This is a genomic window from Luteimonas sp. RIT-PG2_3 (assembly GCF_054902115.1).
This window is the reverse complement of record NZ_JBUBPF010000004.1, coordinates 188,053-215,046: the sequence shown is the minus strand read 5'-3', so window position 1 is coordinate 215,046 and position 26,994 is coordinate 188,053. Positions and strand designations below refer to the sequence as shown.

Here is a 26,994-nt window from a genome sequence, read left to right as displayed (position 1 = left end):
CAGTCAGGGGCCATCACGAAAATTGAACTTTGCCCCACCTTCAGGGTCAATAGCTCACCATGGCACTCCGTCCCGCCCATCTCTGCGTCGCACTGCTGCTCGCCCTAGGCGTGGCAGCCGGATCTGCGCACGCCCAGAACAAGCGCGAACAGACGGTACTACCGATCCTCGACAACGCCAGCGGCAAGGTCCAGGCCTATCTGCTGCTGGAGCCGACCGAGAACGGCAAGACCGGTGCACGCTGGCGCTCTGGCAACAACACGCTTGATGCCGCGTTTGGCCTGGAATCAGGTAATTCGCTGGCACTGCTGTGCCGTCGCGGCAACGGCATCACCAGCACGGTCGGCAACCTGGCACACAACTGCCAGCTCGCATCGCTCGGCGATAGCGCCGAACACACGAGCCGCCGCACCACCGCAACCGCTGCGTTGAATCGCCCCGGCGGCGCGCGCTTCGGCGTCACCCTCGGCGAGGGCCGCGACACCCTCCCCGCCTGGCTCAGCCATTCCAATGGGCATCGCGGACAACGTGCGGACGTCGACCTCAACGACCTGACTGTCTTTGCCCAGAAATCGCTGGGTGACGATGCCTATGTGTCGATTGCTGGAACCGTCGCCAAGGCCACGCTGATCCCTTACGCCTCGGCCCCGGCCGGCCTCAGCGACCGCTGGAGCAGCCGGACCCTGACCGTCGGCGGCGGCTATGGCGCCTTCAGCGCCAACATCATTGGCCAGGTCGTGGACACCCCCGGCCAGCCCAAATGGGAAGGCGTCGGCCTCGGACTGACCTGGCGCACCCCCTGGAGCGGTCAGCTGACCGTGGGCGCCGAGAACGTCGTGACCCGCGGCAAGAACCCATTCTCACCACGCGGCGAGAATCTCGACGAAGGCACCGTGCCTTACGTCCGGTACGAACAGGACCTCTAGTCCTCTGCGCTTGTGCGGAGTCGCCGTTCGCCGGCCATTCCAACGCATTTAAAGCGGTTTATTAACGACACTTTAATTTTTCTCTCCCGCCCGTTAGTATCGGCAGCAACCTTGCCGTTTTTGGCGTCAGTTTTGACGCCTCGGCGATGTTCCGATTGGCATCCGTGCCAAGCCTTACTTGGAGAGAGAGAGAAGATGACATTGAAAAACCACAAGCTCCGCAACGCGATTGCGATTGCACTTGCAGCGGGCGCTTCCACGCTCGCAGCGACGGGATCGGTGTCCGCGCAGGACAACAGCGGCCAGGAAGCGACTACCCTCGATCGCATCGAAGTCACCGGTTCGCGCATCCGTCAGGTCGACGTTGAAACGTCGCAGCCGATCCAGACCATCACGCGTCAGGAAATCGAAGCCCAGGGCTTCCAGTCGGTTTCCGACATCCTGCAGAACATTTCAGCAGCGGGTTCGCCGCCCATCAGCCGCGCCTCGCCGCTGTCTTCGGGCGAAGCCGCAGGTGGACAGGCGATCGACCTGCGTAACCTCGGCGCTCAGCGCACCCTGGTTCTGCTCAATGGCAAGCGCCTGGGCATCACCACCGGTGGTCTCCAGGACATCTCCACGATTCCTGCCGCGATGGTCGAGCGCATTGAAGTCCTGAAGGATGGTGCTTCCGCAGTCTATGGCTCGGACGCGATGGCTGGCGTGGTCAACATCATCACGCGCTCCAATTTTGAAGGCTTGCAGGCCAGTGCGTATTACGGCCAGTACAGTGAAGGCGATGGCGCGGTCGAGAAGTACGACTTCGTGCTCGGCACTTCGACCGAGCGCGCATCGGTGACTGTCGGTATCGAATACGCCAAGGAAAAGGCAGTCTGGTTCGCGGACCGCTCCTTCAGCGCGGAGCCGCTCGGCGACCGTCACCCTGGTGTGAGCTGGACGCCCGTCGGTCAATATGGCGGCTTCATCAGCAGCCCGACGTCGAACACGCTTCCGAACATCACCTATCCCGCAGCCACAACAGCAAATCCTGGCCGCACGGTCCGCGTGATCGTTCGCCCGGGCGGCGACCCGAGAAACCCGGCGGATTACATCGCGCAGAACACCGGCGCGAATCCGATCCACAAGAGCAACTCCGGTGAGCAGATGCACCTGCGCACTCCGCTTGAGCGCAAGTCCATCTTCCTGGACGGCAGCTATGAGCTGACCGACAACGTGCGTTTCCGCACGAACATGCTGTACAGCAACCGCTTCTCCGAGCGTTCGACCGCCGGCTATCCGATGCAGGCAGCTTCGTTCGCCACTTTCGACGGTAACACCGGCGTCCCGCTCCACGCCGACAGCTACTTCAATCCGCTCGACAACAACATCACCAACTGGTGGCGCCGGACGTGGGAAGTGCCGCGCTACTCGACCAGTGACTCGACCACCTACCGCTTCGGCGCCTCGCTTGAGGGTAGCTTCGAAGTGGGCGAGCGCATCTTCGACTGGGATGTCGGCGCCCTGTACAACCAGAACAAGAACGTCCAGGCCTCGTTCGGCAACCTCAACCTTGCCAGCGTTCAACGGGCACTTGGACCGTCGTTCATGAACGCGTCGGGACAGGTCCAGTGCGGCACCTCCGCCAATCCGCTGCCGTTCACCTCTTGCGTGCCGTGGAATCCGCTGCTGCATTACGGCGAGGTCGGTCCGGGGAGCCTGGACAACGCCGCACTGCAGGAGTTCCTGTTCCAGCGTGAGCACTCTCTCGGCAAGACGGAAACCACCATCTACACCGCCAACATCACTGGCGGGATGTTCCAGCTCCCGGGTGGCGAAGCATCGTTCGCGCTCGGTGTTGAGCATCGCAAGGAAGAGGGCGAGTTCATTCCGGATGGCTTGGCGGTCACCGGCGGATCCACCAACCTCGCCGGTCGTGCGACCCGAGGCAGCTACAGCGAGAACTCCGTCTACGGCGAACTCTACTTGCCGCTGCTGACGGACGTCGTCGCCGCTCGCGAACTCAGCCTGAGCCTGTCGAGCCGGTACTCCGACTACGACACCTTCGGCGAAACCACCAACAGCAAGGTCGGCCTGAAGTGGAAGCCGATCGATACCTTGATGGTTCGCGCAACCTGGGCACAAGGTTTCCGTGCACCGACGATCTCCAACCTGTACGGTGGTGGTTCGCAGACCTTTGCGTTCTTCACCGATCCCTGCGACACCCTGTATGGCGCAGCCCGCAACAGCAGCGCCGTCATGTCGCGTTGCGCACAGGACATTGCCAACGCCGCGGCATACCGTCAGCAGCAGCAGGGCTTCGTTCCGACCACCTCGGCCAATGCGCAGACCCCTCTGGCGTTCTTCTCAGGCTCAGGCAATACGGATCTGACCCCGGAAGAGTCAGTCAGCAAGAACGTGGGCCTCGTGTGGAGCCCGGGTTTCGCTGAAGGTTTGAGCTTCAACGTCGACTGGTGGAACATCAACATCGACAACACCATCGTCGCGGACACTCCGACCCAGATGTTGAACGACTGCTACGTCGAGCTCATCGCTTCGCGTTGCGGCACGTTCACTCGCGATCCTGTGAGTGGCATTGTCAACAACATGTCGTACGGCAGCCGCAACGCTGGTTACATCGAAATGGAAGGCTTTGACTTCGGCTCGAGCTACCGCTTCGAGACCGGCTTTGGCCGCTTCGGTGTCGACTGGCAGACCAGCTACACCTCGAAGAACGAGTTCAAGACCGATGACGCCGCGACCTGGGTGACGCAGGGCAACAGCTTTGCCAGCACAACGGGTGTCAATTTCCGCGTCCGTTCCAACCTGGGACTGACTTGGTCGCAGGGTGACCTCGGTGTGAGCTGGAACGTGCGCTACTTCTCGTCGATCAAGGAAACCTGCCTCAGCGCAGTCGCCTATCCCGACGAGTGCAGCGATCCCGGCTACATTGCCACCAACCCGGCTCAGACCCGTGCCATCAACCGCACCGGCTCGGTGTCGTTCAACGACGTGCAGGTTCGCTGGAGCGCGCCCTGGAATGCCACGATCTCGGTCGGTGCCAACAATGTGCTGGATCGTCTCGGCCCGCCGCTGTACTCGCAGCCGGCGGCGAACACCAACTACTACGGTGGTTTCGACATCGGTCGGTTCGTCTACATGAAGTACCAGCAGAGCTTCTGATCCACCTTGTAATCCTGCAACACAACTACGGCCCTTCGGGGCCGTAGTTCTTTGTGGCGCTTTCAAAGACGACGCAAGATCTTTTTGTGCCACACCCTTCCATGAAAGAACTACTGATCCAGAAAAAGGAAAAACACGACGGCCCGACCCGGCACTCTGCAAGACGCTTGCAACGCAGTCAGGGGCTTTCATGCCCGGCAACTGTTCCAAATTCGGGGCCAAAGCTCAATTTGACACCGAAATCAGTCGATTAACGATACTTTAATTATCTCTCTAGCAGGAATACCATCCAATTGTCTTGCAGTTTTTGGTCAATTATTTTGCGGCCGCTGCTGGACTTTTGTGGTTTCCCCACATATCCCTCGGAGAGAGACTGATGAGACTGAAGCGTTCGAAACTTCGCGACGCCATCACGGTAGCGCTGACCGTAGGCGTCGCTGCAATGGCAACGACCGGAACCTCCATGGCCCAGGACCAGACCCAGGCCACTGAACTGGACAAGATCACCGTCACCGGCTCGCGCATCCAGAGCCAGACCATGACGGCATCCAGCCCCGTCACCGAAATCTCGGCAGAAGAATTCCAGTATTCCGGAGCCACCAAGGTCGAAGACCTTGTCAATCAGTACCCCCAGCTGGCGTTAAATTTCGACAACTTCCAGAACAATCCCTCGCAGGGCTACGCAACGGTCGATCTGCGCGAGCTCGGCCCACAGCGCACGCTTGCGCTCGTCAATGGCCGACGCATTCCGAAAGGCCTCGGCGAAACTCCTGATATCAGCATCATCCCCGCCGCGCTCGTACAACGTGTCGACCTGCTGACTGGCGGTGCATCCGCCGTCTACGGCTCAGACGCCATGGCTGGCGTCGTGAATTTCATCCTCGACAACCAGTTCGAGGGAGTCAGCGTCAATCTCGGCTACTCGGCCTACCAACACGATAACGACAACGGCTACCTTCCCTCCAGGATGGATGCGCGTGGCTTCGACTATCCGTCGGGCAACTCCGGGTTCGACGGCATTTCCAAGAGCATCGATCTGGCCATCGGCGGCCGCTTCGGCGAGAACGGTCATGCGATGGGCTGGGTGACCTGGCGCAAGAACGAGTCCCTGCTCCAGGGGCAGCGCGACTACTCTTCCTGTGCGCTTAACGCTGCGGGCACATCCTGCGGAGGTTCCGCGACCGCAGACCCCGGAAATTTCTACATCTTCTCTCCATCGCTTGGCGGCTTTTACGCGCTTCCCAATGCGAGTGGCACCTGGGAACAAGCAGATCCCTTCATCTACAACTATGCGCCGATCAACTACTACCAGCGTCCTGATACCCGTTTCACCGCGGGCAGCAACGTCGAGTACGAGATCAACGAACATTTCAAGCCTTATCTGAGCACGATGTTCGTCAATCGCAAGAGCTCGACGCAGATTGCGCCCTCGGGCGCGTTCTTCACGGACTTGAGTGTTCCCTGCAGCACGTCGGTCTACGGGTCGTTGTGCGCAGACCTCGGCATCCCGGCCGACGAGGATTTCACTGTCTACGTCGCAAAGCGCAACGTCGAAGGTGGTCCGCGCATCGGGCGTGACGACAACACCAGCTACAGCATCACCAGTGGCCTTGCAGGCGCAATCAACGACAACTGGTCCTATGACGCGTCGTTCACCTACAACCGCAGCGTGACCAAGAACGAGAACATCAACGACTTCGTCACCACGCGCGTTCGCGACGCACTGCTTGGCTGCCCGGCCGGTGCCTTCGACGGCTGCCTGCCGTACGACGTCTGGAACGACAACGTCTCGGCGGAAGCGGCACAGGCCCTGCAGGGTGTCGGCATCGTCAACTACACCACCTCGATGAAGGTAGTGAATGCCTACATCACCGGCGACCTGGGCTTTGGACTGCCGTCAGCCGAAGATCCCATCAGTCTGGTGGCCGGCTATGAATGGCGTGCCGAGACCTATGACCGTGTCGCGGACAGCAACATGGCCACGGGCAACTTCACTGGATTGGGCGGCCCGACCAGCAACGCTTCAGGCGAGATCAAAGTCAGCGAATTCTTCCTGGAAGGCGCGATCCCGCTCTTGAGTGATGCAGGCCCACTGGACCACCTTGGCGCGGAAGTCGGCTATCGCTATTCCGATTACAGCAACTCTGGCGCAGTCCATACCTACAAGTTCGGCCTCGGCGCCAACTTCGCGGACAACAAGTTCCGCGTGCGTGCGGGCTACAACCGTGCGATCCGCGCGCCCAACATCACCGAGTTGTACGATCCGAACACGATCAGCCTGTGGGCAGGTGAAGATCCGTGTGCAGGGGCCAGCCCGGAGTACACCCAAGCGCAGTGCCTGCTGACCGGTGTTACCGCAGCACAGTACGGCAACATCGCCGCCAATCCGGCGGGACAGTACAACCAGATCGGCGGCGGCAATCTGGCACTCGTGCCTGAGACCGCGGACACCTGGACACTGGGCTTTGCAGCCAATCCGATCGACAACCTGAACCTGAGCGTCGACTACTACGACATCCGAATCAAGGATGCCATCCAGCCGATCGAAGGTCCCAACATCCTGGCCGGCTGCGCCATCGGCGGCAACGCCGCCCTTTGCGACCTCATTCGTCGCAACGCTGGCACCGGCGACCTCTTCCGTGGCAGCGATCCCAACGTGTCGGGACTGGTCTACAACACGCTGAGCAACTACGGAAACCTGAAGTTCCGGGGTATCGACCTGACGGCAGACTATGCCTGGAACATCGGGGCGGGACGCTTGTCCACCATGTTCCGCGGTACGTATGCACTCGAGCAGACGAAGGAGCCGATTCCCGGCTTGGACGTCACGACCTATGACTGCGCGGGCACCATCAATACGTCCTGTAACGCGGCGAAGTGGCGTCATTTCGCCAATCTTCGTTACAGCCTGGATGGTTACAGCGTCGGACTGCGCTGGCGGTACGTGGGAGAGAAGGACTACGTCAACGAGAACGGCTCGCAGGGCTCCACGGACACCATTCTGGTGGGCAATGGCAACAAGATCGCTGCTTACAACTACTTTGATCTGTCCGGCTCCATGCAATTTGGCGACTACGCAACCTGGACGGTCGGCGTGAACAACATCGCCGACAAGGAACCGCCGATGGTAGGTGGAACGGTGGTGCTCAACGGCAACTCGGTCGGCGGATACGATCAGGCAGGCCGGTACATCTTCACCAGCGTCAGCTTCAAGTTCTGATCCCTTTCGATAGTCCATGAAGCGGCGGGCCCAGGCCCGCCGCTTTTTTTTGCACGTTTCCCCTGCCCAGGCCTCAGGCCGTCATTGACTCAACGCCGTGCTTGCCCGATAACCTTGCTTTCGGCGTCTTCTACCATGACGTCGCCGCACCTTTAGGATGTGCCCACAGGATCCATCGCACCAATGAGCCATGTCGTCCACCCAGGATCTCCGCACCCTCCAGCCCCCCGGCACTTGCTGGAAGCCGGATACCGGCATCTGCAGCAGGGACAATTCGAACAAGCAAGGCACCTGGCAGACAGATTGATCGCCGCTCATCCGGACGACCCGTTCTCACTGGTATTCGCCAGTGAGGTCCAACTCGCGGTCAATGAGCCCCAGGCAGCGCTGAACCTGATCGAGCAGGCGATCTCGCATGCAAACGGCGACGTCGCTCTGCAGGTCAAAAAGGCGCAGCTACTCCTGCAGATGGGTCGGCGCGCCGATGCGATGGCCACGGCGAGCAGCGCAGCCATCCATGCAGATGCCAATGGTCAGGCGCTGTGGCGCATCGGCAGCATCTTCAACAATGGCAATGATCCGGCTGGTGCCATTCCGTACTTCAAGCGCGCGCGCGCGCTCATCGGGGATGCGCCCGGCCTGCTCTACGACCTCGCGGCCGCACAGTTCTTCACAGGCCAGTTCGACCAGGCCGAACAGAACCTCGATCGACTGCTCACCATCGTGCCACAGGCAGGGCACGCCCTGTACCTGCGCTCTACCCTGCGGCGTCAAACGCATGACAACAATCATGTTGCAGACCTCCAGGCACGCCTCAAGACAGGCTTCTCCGATGCCTCTGCGCACGCAGCATGCCTGTACGCCTTGTCCAAGGAACAGGAGGATCTCGGCGACGACGACCTTTCCTTCGCGACCCTGGTGCAGGCAGCGGCACGCATGCGCAGCACGCTCCGCTATGACGTAGGGAGTGAACGGGACGCCCTCGCCAGCATCCGGGACGCGTTCACGGTCCAACAGATGGATCTCCCGACAGCGGGCCATGATGATGATGGCGCCATTTTCATCGTCGGCATGCCGCGTACCGGCACGACGCTGGTCGAGCGGATACTGGGTGGACAGGGTCGCATCGCCCCCGCGGGTGAACTACTCGACTTCGGCAATGCGTTGGGGGCCGCGGTGCAACGCGTTCTCGCCACGCAACCCACGTTGACGGCTGCACAAGCCTCGTTGTCGATCGATTTCGCGAGCTTGGGCCGCGACTACATCGGAGCAGCCAGGCAGGCCGCCGGCGGGCATCATCGTTTCATCGACAAGATGCCGGTGAATTACCTCTACTGCGGCATGATCGCGAAGGCGTTGCCGAACGCCCGGATCATCCATGTAAGACGAGACCCGCTGGACAGCTGCTACGCCGTCTTCAAAACCCTGTTCTACGGCGCCTATCATTTCTCGTACGACTTGCAGGAGCTGGCGACTTACTACATCGCCTACCACCAGACGATGCAGCACTGGCACGAGGTCATGCCCGGAAAAATCCTGGACGTTCACTACGAAGACCTCGTAAGCAACACCGAACGCGAAGCCCAGCGCATTCTTGCCTGGTGCGGACTCGCGACCGACCGGCCGAACCTCGATGAAGCGTCGGTGGCAGCACGTCCCTTCGCCACGGCCAGTGCGGCGCAGGTCCGTGAACCCATCCACCGGCGTTCCGTGCTGAAGTCACGGCGCCATGCCAAGGGCCTGGCACCATTGTCTGACGCACTGGCTGCGGCGGGAATCGACGTCCGCTGAGTGCCCTGTGCGCTTGTCGCTACAAATCCGCCTCACACGCCATAGGCCGGAGTCAGTGCCCGCCGGGGTCAGGCAGCATATCGAATGCCACCGTCAGGCGCGGCGCGTCGTCGATAAATGGCATGGTCCCGTGCCACATGTAGGACGGAAACAATGCGACCCAGCCCGGCCTTGGCCTGATCACGCGTCGCGGCTGCAAGGACAGGCCCAGCTCTTCCAGTGGCTGTCCAAGTTGCAGGCACCCGGCATCGTCGGAACTTGCCGTCATGGACGCCGGCAAGGACACATAGAACGCCGAGCTCAACCATCCAAGCGGATGGACATGGTTGGCATGTCGACCAGACGAACGCAATTTCACTGACCACGAACCCGAGTAACGGACGCGTCCGGTATTCCTGCCCAGGAATGGATGTGCCTCCTCGGTCGGCAAGCCGGACAACCATGTCTCCACCGCGGTACGGAGCGCTGTCTCGGCAGCGACAACGCTCGGCTCGTTGCGGCCAAACAGGCGGCCACGCGTCTGCGATCCATTCCGCAGGGTCTGGTTGACGGGCGCGCGCATCCCGCGATGCATGCCATCCAATGCTTCGGTCAGATGTCCAAGAAACTCGTCCAGACTTGCGCCCGCGGGCGGTTCGGCTGCAACGAAGCCGACGAACCGCTCGTAGTCACACAGCCAGAACTCGCGCGCATCACCCAGCAAGCGCCACGCCGTCGACAGCAGCGCCCATCCTTCCTGGTTGGAGGGATCCAGAAGGGTGGCCAGACTCGCGTGCTTGCTTGCCAGCTCAGGCCGAGACGTGGCCAGATCATGGCGGGCACAGGCATTCAGCAAGGCTGGATTCCTGTCTCCCCCCAGGCGCAGAGCGCGCTCGTACTGCGCACCTGCATCGCTCAGTTGGCCCGCCAGCGTGTTCGCATCTGCGGCAAGCCAGAGAGAGACCAGATCGTCACCAAACCGGTCGCGAATGAATCGGGCCTGTTCGACCGCTTGCTCGCCGTCACGCGCTTCGAGCAGCAGTCGGAGATACGCCATCTGCAATGAGCGGTTGCCGGGTTGCCTGCCGGCAGCGATCCGCAGATCAATCAATGGATCCGACTCTGGTGAGGCGCCGTCGCCGAACTCCCATGCCAGATGTGCAAGATTCACATGACCGGCAGCGAAATCCGGATGCCTCGCCACCGTCTCTCTGGCCATGGCGAGCGCCCGATCCGGCTCGCCTGCATCTGCAAGCGTCCCGGCGACGACATCCATGAACTCCGGCGTCGCGTACCCGAGCGCGGACGCATGCGAGAAGCTTGCGAGCGCCTCGCCAACACGCCCGAGCTCGCGCTGGGTCGCGCCCAGGTTGACCCAGCCTGGGACATAACCGGCATCGATCTCGATCGTGCGCTTGAAGGAAGACAGCGCCCGCTCCGGATGACCTGCAACGCGTTGTGCGTTGCCAATGGCGTGCCATCCAGGCAACGATCGAGGAGCGCGCACAAGCAACCGGTTGAACGTGCCGATCGCCCTTGTCGCTTGCCCTGACTCAAGCTCGACCATGCCTACCTGCATCAGCAACGCCTCATCCTCAGGAGCGCTGGCCAACGCATCACGCAACGTATCGAGCAACTCGATCCCTCGCTGACGCCTGCGCAGCCAGGTCGAAAAATTGAGCAGCATCGGGCGACTCATGGGCGCCAGCGACAGCGCTGCGCGGAAAGACTGTTCCGCCGCGACATCCGCTCCCGATTCCGCCAGGCACATGGCAAGCAGATGATGGGCGTCGGCGGCGCCGGGAGCCTCGGCGACCAATGCATTGGCGAGCATGACCGCCTGCCCATGCTGTCCGGCACGCGCCAGGTGTTGTGCATGTTCGAATGTCTGCGCCTGGGACGCAGTCAGCGGACGAATGCCGGCCGCGGCAGTCATGCGATCTATCTGACGCGCTGCGCGCGCAATGGCACGCCACCTGGAGATATCAACAAATGGGACCCCATCGACGCCTTGCGGACGCTGACCTGGTCGCCCTCGACCATATGCCCCCTGCTGGTCGCCTCGACGATCCGCCAGACCTGTTTATTGTCCAGCGTCAGGGTGCGCTCGCCACGCTGGCCATATGCCAGCTTCACGATGCGTGCCTCGATGCGATCCGGGGAATGCTCCTCGCTGCGCGTACGAGGCTCTGGGGCCAATCCGAACTCGCGTGTCGCCTTCTCGGCCTCGGCCTGCCGGACCTGGGGATCCGGAGGGAAACTCCGGTCATAGCACTCAAGTCGGGCATCGCGCTCCACGACCGCGGCACAAGAATGGGAGGCTGCCGAGACCTGCCCATCAGCGGCGACGGCCGAATTGCCCAGCTGCATCGCCAGCACCGATCCCACACAGCATGCGACCAGCTTCAGTCCAGTCATCCCGACCCCCTATCCCGATTTCGCCACAGGGCATTGCCGTCCAGCATACTCCAGCCACGCCGGTCTCCTGCAACCCAAAGTCCCGTCCACCTCCGCAGCCCCCCCTGATTGACGCGATGCCAACCCTCCTGAGCCAATTGCAATCCGAAGCGGAATCCCTGCTGCGCAGCGGCCAAAGGCATGCAGCGATCGAGGCCTATCGAAGATTGCTATCGACGCATCCGGCGCATGCGGAGGCCTGGTACAACCTGGCCTATCTGCTCAAGCAGGAGGGCCATTATCAGCAGTCACTGGACGCCTATGGTCATGCGCTGCGATCTGGAATCGAAAAACCGGAAGAGATCCATCTCAACCGCGCGGTGATCTACAGCGACCATCTTCGACTCGATGAGCACGCACGCCATGATCTCGAGGCCGCCCTTCAGCTGGCCCCCGACTACCGTCCTGCGCGCCTGAACCTGGGAAACCTGCATGAGGAACGTGGCGAACGCGCGGCGGCGATTTCCTGCTATGCGCAAATTCTGGCCGACGCCGGTGACGGCAGCCACCTGGACCCACACCAGCTCGAAGCGCTGTCCCGATTATCGCAACTCACGCCACCTGGATCGACCGACGATCCACTTCTCGGGCAACTGAGACGCGCGACCGGCAAACCAGGTCCACTGGATGCGCCATCCCGCGCAAACCTGTTCTTCGCCCTTGGGCGGGCGTGTGACCGTCTCGGCGAGTACGCACCCGCTTTCGATGCCTTCGCAAGCGGGAAGCGTATCGCGCACGATGGATACCCCGCCTACGACCGCAGCCAGGCAAGACGCACGCATGATGCATTGATCCGCACCTCGGCGCCTGCGCAGGATCGTCCGGATGACGCCGACTCTCCCGCTCCCATCTTCATCTGTGGCATGTTCCGTTCCGGCTCTACGCTGCTGGAGCAGGTCCTCGCCACGCACCCTCGGATCCATGCCGGGGGAGAGCTCGATCTGCTGCCCAGGCTTCTGCGGGGAATCACGTCGGAACTGATCCAGTCGGGTCGCCCGGCAACGCCTGCCGATCTATCCGCCCTCGCGCGACGCTACATTGAACAACGGGATGTGCTGTTTCCCCAGGCGAGCGGCTTGCGCTACATCACCGACAAACGCCCGGACAACCTCCATCGTGTCGGCATCATCAAGCAAATGTTTCCGCGCGCGCGGATCATTCATACGCGGCGCCATCCAATGGATACAGGGCTTTCCATCTTCATGCAGCATCTGAATCCACGCAGTTTCGCGTACGCCGCATCGCTTGCCGACATCGGTCATCATCACGGCGAGCAGGATCGGCTGATGTCGCACTGGAAGTCCTTGTACCCCAGCGACATCCACAGCTTCGACTACGACGCCTTCGTGATGAACCCCGAGCCCGAGCTCGCCCGTGTGCTCGACTTCCTCGAACTGGAATGGAACGCCGACTGGATGCGATTCCACCTGCAATCCAATACCGTCAAGACCGCCAGCTTCTGGCAGGTCCGCCAACCCCTGAATGCGGAATCTCTGGGGCGCTGGCGCCATTACGAGATGTTCCTGGCCCCTTTGCGCGAAGCCCTTGAACAGGCGAGCGTCGATGTTGCGCGTTGACGAGGGACGAATCCCGCTCGGCTATCCCGCACGTGCACCGCTGCCGGCTGCATCGTTCCTGGTCCGGAACGCGTGCATTGCACTGCTCAAGGCGGTAACGACGTCGCGCTCGGCGTGCGACAACAAGGGATTCCACACATCAAACATCAGGATGACCCGCACCTGCTCACTGTCGTTGTGTGCCTCATGCTCGATGGTGTCGTCGAAGACCCAGCACTTGCCTTCGCGCCACTGTCGCCAGTCGAAGCCGACACGGTAACTGCACTTTTCCGGCACCACCAGGGGCAGATGCGCGACCAGCCGTGCGTTGGTCTCCCCGGTATGCGGCGGTATCTGCGCGCCAGGTGCAAGTGCGGAAAACATTGCATTTGGACACAACCCTGCAATCTCCACCGTATCCACCAGGGCCAATGCCTCTGCCGTCCGTGGGCACTCGGCAAGATGCTCCGCCACCGGTTCTCCATGCGCATACAGATGGAAGCCGCTCCAGTTGCGTGAATGGTTGAGCTTGTCCCACTGGTTGACCGGATCACCGGGGCGGTACTGGATGTAGGGAACGAACTCCTCGCCACGGTTGGCAATCATTGCCTGCAATTCGGTCTTGATCGCATCAGTACGCGACTCCAGCTCGCGCATCCAAGGAAACAGGGCATCATCGTAGAAGGTGATCGCCGGCAGCCGTGGCACATGGAGCTGATTGCATTGCGCGTGATAGGGCCGGCTCTTACCCACCATGATCGAGATCGCCTCGTCCCAGCGCCCCGACAATGACGCCTCCACCGCATCGCGTCCGGCCTTGATCTGGTGTGTGAGGAAGGCTTCCAAGGCTTCTGCGTCGAGATCGACCTTGGCCTTGGCTTCCTGCAATCGGCGACGCAACGCGGCCGGCCACTGGGACTCGTCCACGGCCACCTTGAGTGCATTGCGAAAGACCGACGCCGCCGCATTCGTTCTGCCGTTGCGCTCAAGAAACTCGCCCTTCGACAGCAGGGCAGGCAGGAAATACGGATCGATGGCCAGGGCAGCCGCAATCGCCTGCCATTCCTGATCAGCCTGTCCCACACTGCGATGCACGACACTGATGGTCAGGGGAATCATCGGATCGCGCGGGGCGGCCGCGTGGGCTGATGCCAGCATCTCGAGCGCTTGGAGCACATCGCCACGCTGGTGTGCATGGACACCAAGGCTGAAGAGCGCCTGCACGTGCCCGGGATCGATGTCCCTGACCTGCAGCCAAAGGCGTTCCGCGTCCTGCCACCGCCCCTGTGCCGCCGCGGCGCCTGCTGCCTGTACCAGCCCCATCAACTGATCGACCGACATCGCACCCTCCACGGGACTGCAAGCCCCCATGGCCCAACTCTACCCGGGAACCCCCGGCCCTGACGACCCGGGCCAGCGACTGCCCCGCCGGATGGATTGCGGTCTTTCTCCCATGCTGGGCCTGCCGGGAGGCAGGTCCCGGTCTTCAGGGCATCAGACGCCGAAGCGGTGCAGCTCCGCTGCCAGGCCCTGCGGTGTACGCGGCCCCAGCGCCTCGAAGTAGTCCGAGATGGCAGCCGCTTCCTGCTGCCAGCCCGCTTCGTCGATGCCGAGCAGCGCTTCCAGTTGCGTGGCGCCAATGCCGAGGCCATCGACATTGAACGAGCCGCGATCTGGCAACCAGCCCACGCTGGTCTCTTCCGCCGACACGCGTCCATCCACACGCCCCAGGATCCACTCCAGTACGCGCAGGTTCTCGCCGAAGCCCGGCCACAGGAACTTGCCGTCGGCACCCTTGCGGAACCAGTTGACGTGGAACACCTTGGGCAGGGTCACGCCGGGCCGGTCGAACGACAGCCAGTGGGCGAAGTAATCGCCGAAGTGGTAGCCGCAGAAGGGCTTCATCGCCATCGGGTCGCGGCGCACGATGCCGACCTGGCCGGTCGCGGCGGCGGTCGTCTCCGACGCCATCGCGGCACCGACGAGGACACCATGGGTCCAGTCGCGCGCTTCGAACACCAGCGGCACCAGCGATGCGCGGCGTCCGCCGAACACGATCGCGGAGATCGGCACGCCCTGGGCGTCTTCGGCGCGCGACGACCAGCTCGGGCACTGACGGGCACTGACGGTGAAACGCGAATTGGGATGCGCGGCCGGACCATTGGCCGGGTCGTAGGGCCGTCCCTGCCAGTCCAGCGCCGGGACGCGGTCGTCCAGACCTTCCCACCAGGGCTGGTTGTCCTGCGTGACCGCAACGTTGGTAAAGATGGTGTCGCGCTGGATCGACGCGAGCGCGTTGGGGTTCGACGCCGCCGACGTCCCCGGCGCAACGCCGAAGAACCCGGCCTCGGGATTGATCGCCCACAGCCGGCCATCTTCGCCAGGCCGCATCCAGCAGATGTCGTCGCCGACGGTCCAGACCTTCCAGCCCTGCTCGCGGTAGGCTTCCGGCGGAATCAGCATCGCCAGGTTGGTCTTGCCGCAGGCGCTGGGGAAGGCGGCGGCGATGTAATGCGTCTCGCCCTGCGGATTCTCGATGCCGACAATCAGCATGTGCTCGGCCAGCCAGCCTTCCTGGCGTGCCTGCCACGAGGCGATGCGCAGGGCGTGGCACTTCTTTCCCAGCAGGGCATTGCCGCCGTAGCCGGAGCCATAGGACTTGATGCTCAGCTCTTCGGGGAAATGCATGATGAAACGGCGATCGGGATCGAGCTCGCCGATCGAATGCAGGCCGCGCACGAACACGCCGCCCTGCTCGCCTTCGCGTTCGATCCGCGCCAGTGCGGCTGCGCCCATCCGCGTCATCAGCCGCATGTTGGCGACGACATACGGCGAGTCGGTGATCTCGACGCCACAGCGCGCGAGCGGCGAATCGATCGGGCCCATGCAATAGGGCACGACATACAGCGTGCGGCCGCGCATGCAGCCTTCGAACAGCGCGTCGATCTTCGCGTGCGCGGCGTCGTGTGCCATCCAGTGGTTGTTGGGGCCGGCATCGTCGGCGTCGCGCGTGCACACGAAGGTCAGGTGCTCAACGCGCGCAACGTCGCTGGGATCGGAACGATGCAACCAGCAGTTCGGATGCGTATCGGGGTTGAGCGGCAGCAAGGTGCCGTCGGCCTGCATGATCTCCAGCAACTGCTGGTACTCGGCATCGCTGCCGTCGCACCAGTGGATGCGGTCGGGCTGGGTCAACGCCGCAACGTCGGCCACCCACTGGTTCAACACAGCATGACGACTGCCGGTCGCAGGGGCCGCCTGCGGGCGTGGTACTGCATTCATCCGTTGTCCTCCAAAACGGCATTGCTGCCAAAGTGACGCAAGTGCGGCAATTGTAGAGTTGGGAGGAAGATCGTTCGTGCTGCGTTGCGACAAATGCCGTCGGCATCGGGCAAAACAGCAAAATCTCAGGCCTGTGCCCGCCGGTACGGTGCAAACACCTGAAGCATCCAGGGCTTCTGCGCCAGCACCAGGCTGACCCCCACGCGTTCGTTGGCGGTGAGCCCGGCGTCGCGGGCCAGCAGCCCGTCGAATTCGCGCGCCAGCTCATGCAGGCGCTGGCGGATCTGGCGGACGCCATCGGGACTCAGGCTGCCGCTGAGCAGCAGCAAGGCATCCTGCTCGCCATCGAAGGCGTCGGCGAAGAAATCGCCCAGCAACGTGTGCCGGAAATAACGTTCCATCGGCCCGTCCGTGCGCCAGCGGAAATTACGCGTGGTCAGCGCCCTACCCCGGTTGCCGGGTAGCAGTTCGATGATGCCAAGCCGGTCGAGCCGCACCAGCAATCCGGTCCACTCCGGCAGCGTGAACGCGAAATGCGCCATCACATCGGTCTGCGTCCAACGATTGATCGTCAGGAACATCGCGAGCATCAAGGCCGGATCGTCGACCAGGGCCTGCTCCTGCGCGGCATCGAGTTGTTCGAGTGGCGCACGTCCGCGACTGGCTTCGGCACCGAGCTCACCCAGGCCGATGTTGAGCACTTCGCAGATCTGCTCCAGCCGCACCAGGCTCATCGCACGGCGCGAGAACATGCGTTTGACGGCGGCCTCACTGAGCTTGAGGCGCACAGCCAGTTCGCGATAGGTCACGCCCTGCGCGCGCAGGCAGCGCTTGAGCGAATCGATGAGTTCGACGGACAACGACATGGTCTAACAATCGTATACCGCAGAACCAGCAAACGGCCACCTTGCCGATAAAGATTGCAGTGCGATCCCCCCGGGGCACTCTGCATCCACATCCAACAGGAAGGACATCCATGCATTTACGAATCCGCTACGTGTGCGCTGTTGCCGCATGCCTTGCAGCCGCCGCATGGCATGACCCGGTCTCCGCGCAGTCGCGCGCCGTCAGTGAAGCGTCCACCGCCAGCATGCAGGCCTCGGTCGAAGTGCCGATCGCGATCTACGAAGCGCTGAAGGCTGGTGGGCGCTTCACGATCACCGGCCTGCAGGCCAGCGCGCGCGGCACGGTGATGACGATTTCGCTGGCGCCCGCGCTGGGCTCGGTGCTGCTGGTCGGACTGATCGAGCCGGACTTCAACCTGTCGGAATCACCGGACTCGAGCGTCGGCAAGGTATTGGTGGTATCGGCAGGCCTGTTGCTGATGCTGGGTGAGAAGGTGGTCGCCTTCATTCCCGAGCCACGCGCGCGTGCGCACATCCACAGTCGGCGGTTGACGCCATGACGACCTGGCGGGGCAGCCCTGTCTGGAGCAGGCTTGTCTGGAGGGGCAGGCTGGTCGCGTTGCTGCTCGCATGCGTTGCCAGCAGCGTCCTCCATGCCGGCACGCGATGCGACAGCAAACCACCGACGCCTCGACAACTGGCCGATGCCGCGGCAACCGCATTGCGTGTCGTCGATGCGCTCGACGCACATCCGGCGAGCGTCGCGGTCGTCGCGCGGGTGGGCACCGACCTGTCGAAGTACGGCCTGGTCTACAGCCACGCCGGCTTCGCGTTGCGCGACCACCCCGATGGCGAGTGGACGGTGCTGCATCTGCTCAACACCTGCGCAGGCCCGACGTCGGCACTGCACGCGCAGGGCATGGTGAATTTCTTCGCCGACGACCTGGTCAACCAGGACGCACGCATCGTCTGGCTGCAGCCCGAACTCGCACAGCGACTGGCCGAGCGCCTGCGTGCCCTGCCACGCGATGCGCTGCATACGCCGACCTACAACCTGATCGCGCGGCCGGGCAGTCGCGACTATCAGAACTCCACGGCGTGGGTCCTGGAAACCCTGGCGGCAGCACTGCCGTCGTCCCGGCCGGTCCATCAACGCACACAGGCCTATGCCGTCGCGACGCAACAGGGGTATCTACCCGACCGGATCGACATTCCCTACAGCCAGCGGCTGATGGGCGGATTGTTCGGCAGCAACGTCGCCTTCACCGACCATCCGGTCGGCACCCGCCTCAGCGGGCACTACCCGGTCGTCACCGTGCGTTCGATCCTCGATTGGGTCGATGCGCGTGGGTTATCGGTCGAAGTGCGGGAGTGGCGCAATGGCCAGCGACAGGCGCAGCCTGGACCCGGCTGAAGCCGACGCGCCCGGCTTCAGGCCGGGACCAGCGTCGCCGACAGATGCTCGACGTAGGCGTCGAACTCTTCCTGCGGCATCCGCGCCTGCTGCAATTGCAGGTTCAACTGCAGGAAGCCGACATAGGCAGCATAGGTCAGCCGGGCACGATGCTGCGCATCCTCGCGCCCGAGTCCGGTCTGGCGGAACGATGCGGTGAGGTAGTCGAGACGGCGCTTGGACAGGCGGTCGATGACCGGCTGCACCGAGGGATGGTCCAGCGCTTTCAACAGTGCGCTGTAGATCACGTGCGACTTGAACTCGCGTGCGACCACGTGGAACAGCGCACGCAGGCGCTCGCGTGGATCGGGCACGCGCTCGAGCGAGCCGAACACGGTCTCCTGCTCGACGCTCTCCCAACGCTCCAGCGCGGCCTGCAACAAGGCATCGCGCGACGGGAAATGCCAGTAGAAGCTTCCCTTGGTGACGCCAAGGCGCCGCGCCAGCGGCTCGACCGCGACAGCCGCAACACCCTGCTCGGCAATCATGTCCAACGCGGCCTGCGCCCAGTCGTCGGCGCTGAGTCGGCCATTGCGTTCCGGCTTGGCGTCCGCCGCAGAGACGGCCTGCGCCGACGGCTCAGCCGGCGACGGCGTCGCGGCCGCCGGCCCTGCCGGGGTCTGTGGACGTATCGAGCGGGAGTCCTGCTTGCCTGGAGCCTGTCTGCTCATGCTGTTTCTCCCAGCTGGATGAATCCATACGCATGCGTTCTGAAACGTATTGTGACAAATCGCCCGGCCGCTGACCATCGTCCGCTCACCGCGTTGACATTGGTCGCTGACGAAACCATACTCGGCCGTACGGTTGAATCATGACATGGATGCCACGCCCTCCGGCGTAGTCTTTCCGCAACCGCGCCCACCCATCGGAGCCCGCAGATGAGCGTCGCGATCCCGTTCCTGGTTTTCCTCCTGATCGGCGCATTTGCCGCCTATCACCGCATCCGCCTGGCCTATTGGGCGGCCGCCACCGGCACCGCCCTGGTCGCCTGCTACTTCCTCGGCACCCACCCGCTCGCCACCTTGCTGGCCGGCCTGCTGGTGGTGCTGATTGCAGCCCCGCTGCTGATCCCGGCAATCCGCAAGCCGCTGATCACCACGCCGCTGCTGAAGTTCTTCCGCAAGGTCCTGCCGCCGCTGTCGCAGACCGAACGCATCGCGCTGGAGACCGGCTCGGTCGGCTTCGAGGGCGAGCTGTTCACCGGCGACCCGGACTGGAACAAGCTGCTGAACTATCCCAAGCCGCAGCTGACGGTCGAAGAACAGGCCTTCCTCGATGGCCCGGTCGAAGAGCTGTGCCGGATGACCAACGAGTGGGAGATCAACCACGTCCATGCCGACCTGCCGCCGGCGATGTGGGAGTTCGTCAAGCAGCACAGGTTCTTCGGCATGATCATCCCGAAGGAATACGGCGGCCTGGGCTTCAGCGCGCTGGCGCACCACAAGGTGATCCAGAAGCTGGCCTCGGTCTCCAGCGTCGTCAGCTCCACTGTCGGCGTGCCCAACTCGCTCGGGCCCGGCGAACTGCTGGTGCATTACGGCACCCAGGAACAGAAGGATTACTACCTGCCGCGGCTCGCTGCCGGACAGGAGGTGCCCTGCTTCGGCCTGACCGGCCCGTTCGCCGGATCCGACGCCACCTCGATCCCCGACTTCGGCATCGTCTGCAAGGGCGAGTGGAATGGCGCCAACGTGCTCGGCGTGCGCCTGACGTTCGACAAGCGCTACATCACGCTGGCGCCGGTCGCTTCGCTGATCGGCCTGGCGTTCCGTATGTACGATCCGGACGGCCTGATCGGCGAGACCCGCGACATCGGCATCACGCTGGCGCTGCTACCGCGCGACACCGACGGCGTCGACATCGGTCGCCGCCACTTCCCGTTGAATTCGCCGTTCCAGAATGGCCCGATCCGCGGCAAGGATGTTTTTATTCCGCTGAGCCAGCTGATCGGCGGCGTCGACAAGGCGGGCAAGGGCTGGAACATGCTCAACGAGTGCCTGGCGGTCGGCCGTTCGATCACCCTGCCCTCGACCGCCAGCGGCGGCGCGAAGGCCGGAGCGGTCGTCACCGGCGCCTATGCGCGCATCCGCAAGCAGTTCGGACTCTCGGTCGGCCGCTTCGAGGGCGTCGAGGAGGCGCTGGCACGCATCGGCGGCAAGGCCTATGCGATCAGCGCGCTGTCGCAGGCGACGGCCGCGGCGGTGGATCGCGGCGACGTGCCTTCGGTGCCGTCGGCGATCGCCAAGTACCACTGCACCACGATGGGCCGCGAAGTCGCCAGCGACGTCATGGACGTCATCGGCGGCAAGGGCATCATCCTCGGGCCCCGCAACATCGGCGGCCGCGCCTGGCAGGCCTCGCCGATCGCGATCACGGTCGAAGGCGCCAACATCATGACCCGCAGCCTGCTGATCTTCGGGCAGGGCGCGATCCTGTGCCATCCCTGGGTCATGAAGGAAATGAAGGCCGCGCAGAACCCCGACCAGAAGGCCGGCATCGAGGAGTTCGACCAAAACCTATTCGGGCACATCGGCTTTGCGATCTCCAACGCGGTGCGCTCGTTCTGGTTCGGCCTGACCGGCGCGAAGATCGGTGCCGCCCCCGGCGACGATTACACCCGTCGCTACTTCCGCAAGCTCGACCGCTATTCGGCCAACCTCGCGCTGATGGCCGATGTGTCGATGCTGATGCTCGGCGGCAAGTTGAAGTTCAAGGAATCGCTGTCGGGTCGACTGGGCGATGTGCTCAGCCACATCTACATGACCAGCGCGATGCTCAAGCGTTACCACGATGACGGCGCGCCGCAGGCCGACCAGCCGCTGCTGGCGTGGGCGTTCCACGACAGCGTGCACAAGATCGAGACATCGTTGTCGGCCGCGCTGCGCAACTTCCCGATCCGTCCGGTCGGCTGGCTGATGTGGGCGCTGATCTTCCCGTGGGGCCGTCGTGCCGAAGCGCCCGGCGACCGCCTGGGTCATCGCGTCGCCGCCTTGCTGATGGCACCCAACGAGGCACGCGACCGCCTCGCGCAGGGCGTGTTCATGACGCCGTGCGAGAACAACCCGGGCGGGCGCATCAACAGCTACCTGGCCAAGGCGATCGCGGCCGAGCCGGTGGAGCGCAAGTTCCTGAAGGCGCTCAAGAGCAGCGACATCGAAGCGCTGGATTTCAACAGCCAGCTCGATGAGGGTATGCGCGAGGGCTGGATCACCGCGGACGAGCGCCGGCAGCTCGAGGAACTGCGGACGTTGACACTGGACGCGATCACCGTCGACGACTTCGATACCCACGAACTCAGGTCGGCCAGCTACTACGACCTGCCCCAGCACAAGCGCCAGCGCGAAGCGGCGTAAGCATCCCGGCAACGCCCTCTGACGAGGGCGTTGTCGTTTCCGGGAGGGTCCTCCATGTCCGCAACGATCCTGTCGTTGTATCGGAAGTTCGAATCCAGGCCTTTCGGGCGCCAGCTGTTCTCATGGCTGGTCTGCCGCAAGGCGCCGTATTTCGCCAGCATCCGTCCGCGGATCGTCAGCCTCGCCCCCGGCCGCGGCGAGGCTACGATCGCGCACCGCCGGGCGGTGACCAACCATATCGGCACCGTGCATGCGATCGCGCTGTGCAACCTCGCGGAATTCGTCGGCGGCCTGACCACGGATGCCAGCCTACCGTCCGGCATGCGCTGGATCCCGAAGGGCATGACGGTGAGCTACCTGCACAAGGCCACGGGCCGCATGCATGCGGTCGCCACGCCCGACTTCGCCCCGCACGTCTCCGACAACGGCTACCCGTTGCCGGTCAGCGTGGTGGTCAGCAACGATGCCGGCGAGGCGGTGTTCCGCGCCAGCATCGACATGTGGGTCTCACCCAGCCCCAAGCACGCGTCTTGAGCCTGGCGTCCTGCGCCTACCCTCTTGAGCAGCGCGTCTTGAACAGCGCGTCTTGAAGCCGGGAGAGTTGCGACGGAACTCAGCCTGCCTTCGCGTGCCAGGCCTTCAGCACAGCCGCCTCACGCTCGGGGCTCAGTCCCGCCTTGGGCTTCGCACGCCTGTCCTCGGGCAGCGTCCGCCACCAAGCCAGCGTATCGGCGACGGTCTCGTCCAGTGCGCGGTAGGTCAGGCCGGCCTGCTGCGCACGCACGGTACTGGTGCGGCCGAAGCCGGCGTAGTCGCCTTCGGCCGGAATCCAGGCCGGGAGGTCCTGCCAGGGGCTGACTTCCTGCTGCTTCAGGACATCCACCGGCACCCAGGTCAGCGTCGACGCATGTCCGGGCGGCTGCGGACAGGGCGCACGCACGCAGTTGATGGTGTTCATGCGCTGGGCCACGCGCTGGCAGCTCGCCAGCACGGCCCCCATCGTCAGGGTCCCTGCCGGCGCATCGGCGTTGAAGACAGCGGTGTTGCGTTGCTCGATGACGTGCAGCATGAAGGCGGCCAGGTCACGGACGTCGATGACCTGGGTCAGGCCTTCCGGCGTCCCCGGAGCGAGGATCTCGCCGCCGCGATCGGCACGCACCGGCCAATAGGTGAAGCGGTCGGTGGTGTCGCCGGGGCCCACGATCAGGCCCGGACGGATCACGCTGACGCGTCCCGGCAATACCGTCTCGGCCGCCTTCTCGCACAATGCCTTCAGGCCGCCATAGGTCTCGCCGTTGACCTCGGTCACGCCCGGATCGGCCAGCACCGCGACCGGGCTGGTCTCGTCATTGGCGATGTCGTTGCGGGCGTAGACCGAGACCGACGAGATGATCTGGTAATGCCCCACGCGCGGCGCCAGCAGCGAGGCGACGCGGGTCACGTCGGCGGGCAGATAGGCCGAGGTATCGAGCACCACATCCCAGCGACGGTCGCCTTCGAGCGCGGACAGGTCGGTCTTGCGATCGCCCTTGAGCTGCTCGATGTCGGAAAACGCCTCGCCATCGAAGCGCGCCGGATTGCTCTTGCCGCGGTTGAACAGGGTCAGGTGATGTCCACGCGCGCGCGCGGCTTCGACGAAATGCGGCCCCAGGAAGCCGGTGCCGCCCAGGATCAGGATACTCAGCGGCTTGACGGGCACCGGCCCGGTGGCATCCCTGGACGGGAGGCTGCGCGCGCATGCCGGCAGTGCGGTGACGACCGCGGCGGCGAGGCTGGTGGCGATGAACTCACGGCGATTGCTCATGTGGGCGGGCCTGGGTGCCGGCGCGGCTGCCGGGGTGCTCCGGCAGCGTGCGCTCGGCACGGACCACCCGCCATGCGCCGAAAGTCATGCCCAGCGCGATGCCGATGCCGGCCAGGAACACCGTGCTGGAACCGAACGTCGCCAGCAGCTTGTGGACCCAGACAAAGGTCACGTCGCCGCCGCGGTAGACCGCCGTATCGATGACCGCCTTGGCCTTATAGCGCGACTCGCGGTCGACGCGGGTGTACAGCGTCTCGCGCGCGGGCTTGTTGAGGGAGAACTCGCTGGCGCGCGTCATCACCTGCACGATGGCCACCAGCACCGGCAGCGGCGACGCCGCCAGCAGCGAGAAGCCGACCAGGATCGCGATGGCCGGCAACAGCAGCAGCGGTGCCACGCCATAGCGCCCCAGCAGCCAGCGCGTCAGCACCAGCTGCACCAGCAGGGTCAGCCCATTCACGCCGCCATCGATCATCGAGTAATACGCGGTCGCGGCCTGCGCGGTCGGATAGAACGCGCGCACGATCGCCGCCTGCTCGTTGTAGAGCAACGTGCCGACGCCGACGCCGAAGAACATCAGCATCGACAGCGCGCGCAGCAGCGGGTCGCGAGCGACCAACTTGAGGCCGGCCCAGATCGACCCCCCCATCGGCCGCTCGCCGCTGGCCTCGCCTTGCATGCGCTCGCGCTGCATCGCCCAAGGCCGCAGTTTCAGGATGCACACCAGGCAGACCAGCAGGAAGCCGGCAGACACCAGCAGCAGGTTGGCCACACCGACGTGTGCCACCAGCAAGCGCGTGATCACCGGGCCGGCCAGCGCACCGATGGTGCCGCCGGCACCGATGTAGCCGTAGTAGCGCTTGGCGTGCACGTTGTCGAACACGTCTGCCATGAAACTCCAGAACACCATGACCGCGAACAGGTTGAACACCGCCGTCCACACGAAGAACAGCGCGCCGCGCCCGGACAACCGGCTGTCGAACGCCCACCAGAACCCGACCAGGCAGGCGATGAAGAACAGATAGACCACCGGCAGGAACACCCGGCGTGGGAAGCGCGACACCAGCGCGCCGTACAGTGGCTGCAGCAGCAACATCGTGAAGAAGGTGCAGGTGAACAGCACCTGCAGGGTGTACTGGCCCAGCACGATCCCGTGCGACGCCGCCCAATCCAGCGCGAACGTTGGAAACACCGCGGTGATATCGGCCGACGCGCCCATCGCATCGCGCACCGGGCGCAACACGTAGTAGCCGCACAGCAGACAGAAGAAATACAGCAGGGCCCACCACAGGGGTGGCGACTCGGCCAGGGCATCCCTGAGCCGGCCGGCCTGCACCGGGGCGTCTCCGGGGGAATTGGTCATCGGTGGCCCGCGCACGTCAGCTGCGCGCACGTTAGCCGATGCACCGCGCCGACGCCAGCACGTGCGCGACACGCTGCCGGCGCCCAAGGCCTGCGCCACCGGGGCCGCGGCCGAGCATATGCTCTAGCCGGTCCCCCTACCTTGCGGCGATGACAGGCCCCCACCACCCCGCGCAGCGCCAGGACTACGACTACATCATCGTCGGCGCCGGCTCTGCCGGTTGCGTGCTGGCCAACCGCCTCAGCGCCGATCCCGGCATCCGCGTGCTGCTGCTGGAAGCAGGGCCGCGCGACTGGCATCCCTTCATCCACATGCCCGCGGGCCTGGCCAAGCTGGTCAACCGCAAGGGCATCAACTGGAACTACGACACCGCCGCCGAGCCGCAGTTGAACGGCCGGCGCCTGTGGTGGCCGCGCGGCAAAGTGCTAGGCGGTTCGAGTTCGATCAACGCCATGTGCTACATCCGTGGCGTCCCGGCCGACTACGACGATTGGGCGCGCTTGGGTGCACATGGCTGGTCCTGGTCCGAGGTGCTGCCGTATTTCCGTCGCAGCGAAGGCAACACGCGCGGCGCGGATGCGCTGCATGGCGGCGACGGCCCATTGGGTGTCGCCGACCTGCGCCACCACAACCCGCTGTCCGATGTCTTCATCGCCGCCGCGCAACAGGCCGGCCATCGCTACAACCCGGACTTCAACGGCCCCACGCAACAGGGCGTGGGGCTCTACCAGGTCACCCAGCGCGACGGCGCACGCTGCTCGGCGGCGGTCGCGTACCTGGCGCCTGCGCGCGGGCGCGCCAACCTGCACGTCGTCACCGGCGCGCGCGCCAGCCGCATCCTGGTCGAGCGTGGCGGAGTGGCGGGCAGAGCCGCGCGCGCGCGCGGCGTCGCCTGGAGGATGCGGGGACGCGAACAGCAGGCGCAGGCCACGCGCGAGGTACTGCTGTGCGGCGGCGCGATCAACTCCCCGCAGTTGCTGATGCTGTCGGGCATCGGTCCGGCGGACGACCTGCGCATGCATGGCATCGAGGTAGTCGCCGACGTCGCCGGGGTCGGCGGCAACCTGCAGGACCATCTCGACATCTGCACCCTGCACCACGCCACCCGGCCGATCACCTACGACCGCATCAGCGACCTGCGCATCGGCATCGACTACTTCCTGCGCGGTCGCCAGGGCGCCGGCACCAGCAACATCGCCGAGGCCGGTGGCTTCATCCGCTCGCCGCTGGCCGGCGACGCGCGTGCCGACATCCAGTTCCACTTCGTGCCGGCCATGCTCGACGACCATGGCCGGCACCGCCTGCCCGGCGACGGCTACACCCTGCACGCCTGCTTCCTGCATCCGCGCAGCCGCGGCCGGATCTCGCTGGCCAGCGCGGATCCTGCGGACGCCGCGCGCATCGAGGCCTGCTATCTCAGCGACGCCGACGGCTTCGATCTGCGGATGATGGTCGAATGCGCGCGTGCCTCGCGCGAGATTCTTTCACAGCCGGCGTTCGCGCCGTATCGCGGCACGCCGATCTTTCCCGCGCGCGACGACCTCAGCGACGCGGAGCTTGCGGCCTTCGTCCGCGCCAAGGCGGAGAGCGTCTACCACCCGGTCGGCAGTTGCCGGATGGGCGACGATGCCTTGGCCGTGGTCGACCCTGAGCTGCGCGTGCGTGGCGTCGAACGCCTGCGCGTGGTCGATGCGTCGGTGATGCCATCGCTGATCGGCGGGAATACCAACGCGCCAACCATCATGATCGCGGAACGCGCAGCAGACCTGATCCTGGGCAAGGCTGCGGCTATCGCCTGAGCGCGGG

At 64.3% G+C, this 26,994-nt stretch carries 18 protein-coding genes; 10 read left to right on the top strand and 8 right to left on the bottom strand.

Annotated elements, in window-relative coordinates; all coding sequences use genetic code 11:
• Positions 1-59: 59 nt before the first annotated feature.
• The 4 genes from ACYX7E_RS07905 to ACYX7E_RS07890 all read left to right on the top strand — a co-directional run bounded on the left by ACYX7E_RS07905 (position 60) and on the right by ACYX7E_RS07890 (position 9,096).
• On the top strand, positions 60-926 hold the full coding sequence (locus ACYX7E_RS07905) for an XOO1806 family protein (protein WP_462080023.1): 867 nt from the start codon (positions 60-62) through the stop codon (positions 924-926).
• Positions 927-1,121: 195 nt separating this feature from the next.
• A complete protein-coding gene (locus ACYX7E_RS07900; protein WP_462080022.1) occupies positions 1,122-4,085 on the top strand; it encodes a TonB-dependent receptor plug domain-containing protein in 2,964 nt (987 codons plus the stop codon).
• A gap of 376 nt (positions 4,086-4,461) precedes the next feature.
• The gene (locus ACYX7E_RS07895; protein WP_462080021.1) at positions 4,462-7,305 is read left to right on the top strand and encodes a TonB-dependent receptor; all 2,844 of its coding nucleotides are present in this window, start codon (positions 4,462-4,464) and stop codon (positions 7,303-7,305) included.
• A 183-nt stretch (positions 7,306-7,488) separates the two neighbouring features.
• A complete protein-coding gene (locus ACYX7E_RS07890) occupies positions 7,489-9,096 on the top strand; it encodes a tetratricopeptide repeat-containing sulfotransferase family protein (RefSeq protein ID WP_462080020.1) in 1,608 nt (535 codons plus the stop codon).
• A 52-nt stretch (positions 9,097-9,148) separates the two neighbouring features.
• On the opposite strand, the gene ACYX7E_RS07885 is transcribed toward ACYX7E_RS07890, so the two are convergent.
• Positions 9,149-11,011 (bottom strand): 2OG-Fe(II) oxygenase family protein, encoded by a 1,863-nt coding sequence (locus ACYX7E_RS07885; RefSeq protein ID WP_462080019.1) that lies wholly within the window; start codon positions 11,009-11,011, stop codon positions 9,149-9,151.
• A 5-nt stretch (positions 11,012-11,016) separates the two neighbouring features.
• Entirely contained in the window at positions 11,017-11,493 is a 477-nt protein-coding gene (locus tag ACYX7E_RS07880; protein WP_462080018.1) for a hypothetical protein, read from the bottom strand.
• A 116-nt stretch (positions 11,494-11,609) separates the two neighbouring features.
• Here ACYX7E_RS07880 and ACYX7E_RS07875 point away from each other — a divergent pair, with 116 nt between their 5' ends.
• Positions 11,610-13,109, top strand: a complete 1,500-nt coding sequence (locus ACYX7E_RS07875) for a sulfotransferase family protein (protein ID WP_462080017.1) — start codon at positions 11,610-11,612, stop codon at positions 13,107-13,109.
• A gap of 21 nt (positions 13,110-13,130) precedes the next feature.
• Here the strand turns inward: ACYX7E_RS07875 and ACYX7E_RS07870 are convergent, their stop codons facing one another.
• The 3 genes from ACYX7E_RS07870 to ACYX7E_RS07860 all read right to left on the bottom strand — a co-directional run bounded on the left by ACYX7E_RS07870 (position 13,131) and on the right by ACYX7E_RS07860 (position 17,236).
• On the bottom strand, positions 13,131-14,429 hold the full coding sequence (locus tag ACYX7E_RS07870; RefSeq protein WP_462080016.1) for an aspartyl/asparaginyl beta-hydroxylase domain-containing protein: 1,299 nt from the start codon (positions 14,427-14,429) through the stop codon (positions 13,131-13,133).
• Positions 14,430-14,582: 153 nt separating this feature from the next.
• The gene (locus ACYX7E_RS07865) at positions 14,583-16,370 is read right to left on the bottom strand and encodes a phosphoenolpyruvate carboxykinase (GTP) (RefSeq protein WP_462080015.1); all 1,788 of its coding nucleotides are present in this window, start codon (positions 16,368-16,370) and stop codon (positions 14,583-14,585) included.
• A 125-nt stretch (positions 16,371-16,495) separates the two neighbouring features.
• On the bottom strand, positions 16,496-17,236 hold the full coding sequence (locus ACYX7E_RS07860) for a helix-turn-helix domain-containing protein (protein ID WP_462080014.1): 741 nt from the start codon (positions 17,234-17,236) through the stop codon (positions 16,496-16,498).
• 110 nt (positions 17,237-17,346) lie between these two features.
• On the opposite strand from ACYX7E_RS07860, the gene ACYX7E_RS07855 reads away from it, so the two are divergent.
• Together ACYX7E_RS07855 and ACYX7E_RS07850 are read left to right on the top strand one after the other, a co-directional pair.
• On the top strand, positions 17,347-17,775 hold the full coding sequence (locus ACYX7E_RS07855) for a hypothetical protein (protein WP_462080013.1): 429 nt from the start codon (positions 17,347-17,349) through the stop codon (positions 17,773-17,775).
• Between the two features lie 161 nt (positions 17,776-17,936).
• On the top strand, positions 17,937-18,629 hold the full coding sequence (locus ACYX7E_RS07850) for a DUF2145 domain-containing protein (protein ID WP_462080012.1): 693 nt from the start codon (positions 17,937-17,939) through the stop codon (positions 18,627-18,629).
• A gap of 17 nt (positions 18,630-18,646) precedes the next feature.
• Here the strand turns inward: ACYX7E_RS07850 and ACYX7E_RS07845 are convergent, their stop codons facing one another.
• The gene (locus tag ACYX7E_RS07845) at positions 18,647-19,339 is read right to left on the bottom strand and encodes a TetR/AcrR family transcriptional regulator (RefSeq protein WP_462080011.1); all 693 of its coding nucleotides are present in this window, start codon (positions 19,337-19,339) and stop codon (positions 18,647-18,649) included.
• A gap of 207 nt (positions 19,340-19,546) precedes the next feature.
• On the opposite strand from ACYX7E_RS07845, the gene ACYX7E_RS07840 reads away from it, so the two are divergent.
• Entirely contained in the window at positions 19,547-22,021 is a 2,475-nt protein-coding gene (locus ACYX7E_RS07840; RefSeq protein WP_462080010.1) for an acyl-CoA dehydrogenase, read from the top strand.
• 54 nt (positions 22,022-22,075) lie between these two features.
• On the top strand, positions 22,076-22,555 hold the full coding sequence (locus ACYX7E_RS07835; protein WP_462080009.1) for a hotdog fold domain-containing protein: 480 nt from the start codon (positions 22,076-22,078) through the stop codon (positions 22,553-22,555).
• Between the two features lie 79 nt (positions 22,556-22,634).
• Here ACYX7E_RS07835 and ACYX7E_RS07830 read toward each other — a convergent pair whose 3' ends face one another.
• Both ACYX7E_RS07830 and ACYX7E_RS07825 read right to left on the bottom strand, forming a co-directional pair.
• Positions 22,635-23,825: an NAD-dependent epimerase/dehydratase family protein gene (locus tag ACYX7E_RS07830; protein ID WP_462080008.1), complete on the bottom strand. Its 1,191-nt coding sequence runs from the start codon at positions 23,823-23,825 to the stop codon at positions 22,635-22,637.
• Positions 23,809-25,188 carry an NTP/NDP exchange transporter gene (locus ACYX7E_RS07825; protein WP_462080007.1) on the bottom strand — a complete coding sequence of 460 codons (1,380 nt, stop codon included), beginning with the start codon at positions 25,186-25,188 and terminating at the stop codon, positions 23,809-23,811. The genes ACYX7E_RS07830 and ACYX7E_RS07825 overlap by 17 nt, the downstream gene beginning before the upstream one ends.
• A gap of 149 nt (positions 25,189-25,337) precedes the next feature.
• On the opposite strand from ACYX7E_RS07825, the gene ACYX7E_RS07820 reads away from it, so the two are divergent.
• The gene (locus ACYX7E_RS07820) at positions 25,338-26,987 is read left to right on the top strand and encodes a GMC family oxidoreductase (protein ID WP_462080006.1); all 1,650 of its coding nucleotides are present in this window, start codon (positions 25,338-25,340) and stop codon (positions 26,985-26,987) included.
• Positions 26,988-26,994 lie beyond the last annotated feature (7 nt).

What these genes read in the sequence shown, in the direction of transcription:
- ACYX7E_RS07905 (WP_462080023.1), top strand. Translation starts at nt 60, where the DNA reads ATGGCACTCCGTCCCGCCCATCTCTGCGTCGCACTGCTGCTCGCCCTA.
- ACYX7E_RS07900 (WP_462080022.1), top strand. Translation starts at nt 1,122, where the DNA reads ATGACATTGAAAAACCACAAGCTCCGCAACGCGATTGCGATTGCACTT.
- ACYX7E_RS07895 (WP_462080021.1), top strand. Translation starts at nt 4,462, where the DNA reads ATGAGACTGAAGCGTTCGAAACTTCGCGACGCCATCACGGTAGCGCTG.
- ACYX7E_RS07890 (WP_462080020.1), top strand. Translation starts at nt 7,489, where the DNA reads ATGAGCCATGTCGTCCACCCAGGATCTCCGCACCCTCCAGCCCCCCGG.
- ACYX7E_RS07885 (WP_462080019.1), bottom strand. Translation starts at nt 11,011, where the DNA reads ATGACTGCCGCGGCCGGCATTCGTCCGCTGACTGCGTCCCAGGCGCAG.
- ACYX7E_RS07880 (WP_462080018.1), bottom strand. Translation starts at nt 11,493, where the DNA reads ATGACTGGACTGAAGCTGGTCGCATGCTGTGTGGGATCGGTGCTGGCG.
- ACYX7E_RS07875 (WP_462080017.1), top strand. Translation starts at nt 11,610, where the DNA reads ATGCCAACCCTCCTGAGCCAATTGCAATCCGAAGCGGAATCCCTGCTG.
- ACYX7E_RS07870 (WP_462080016.1), bottom strand. Translation starts at nt 14,429, where the DNA reads ATGTCGGTCGATCAGTTGATGGGGCTGGTACAGGCAGCAGGCGCCGCG.
- ACYX7E_RS07865 (WP_462080015.1), bottom strand. Translation starts at nt 16,370, where the DNA reads ATGAATGCAGTACCACGCCCGCAGGCGGCCCCTGCGACCGGCAGTCGT.
- ACYX7E_RS07860 (WP_462080014.1), bottom strand. Translation starts at nt 17,236, where the DNA reads ATGTCGTTGTCCGTCGAACTCATCGATTCGCTCAAGCGCTGCCTGCGC.
- ACYX7E_RS07855 (WP_462080013.1), top strand. Translation starts at nt 17,347, where the DNA reads ATGCATTTACGAATCCGCTACGTGTGCGCTGTTGCCGCATGCCTTGCA.
- ACYX7E_RS07845 (WP_462080011.1), bottom strand. Translation starts at nt 19,339, where the DNA reads ATGAGCAGACAGGCTCCAGGCAAGCAGGACTCCCGCTCGATACGTCCA.
- ACYX7E_RS07840 (WP_462080010.1), top strand. Translation starts at nt 19,547, where the DNA reads ATGAGCGTCGCGATCCCGTTCCTGGTTTTCCTCCTGATCGGCGCATTT.
- ACYX7E_RS07835 (WP_462080009.1), top strand. Translation starts at nt 22,076, where the DNA reads ATGTCCGCAACGATCCTGTCGTTGTATCGGAAGTTCGAATCCAGGCCT.
- ACYX7E_RS07830 (WP_462080008.1), bottom strand. Translation starts at nt 23,825, where the DNA reads ATGAGCAATCGCCGTGAGTTCATCGCCACCAGCCTCGCCGCCGCGGTC.
- ACYX7E_RS07825 (WP_462080007.1), bottom strand. Translation starts at nt 25,188, where the DNA reads ATGACCAATTCCCCCGGAGACGCCCCGGTGCAGGCCGGCCGGCTCAGG.
- ACYX7E_RS07820 (WP_462080006.1), top strand. Translation starts at nt 25,338, where the DNA reads ATGACAGGCCCCCACCACCCCGCGCAGCGCCAGGACTACGACTACATC.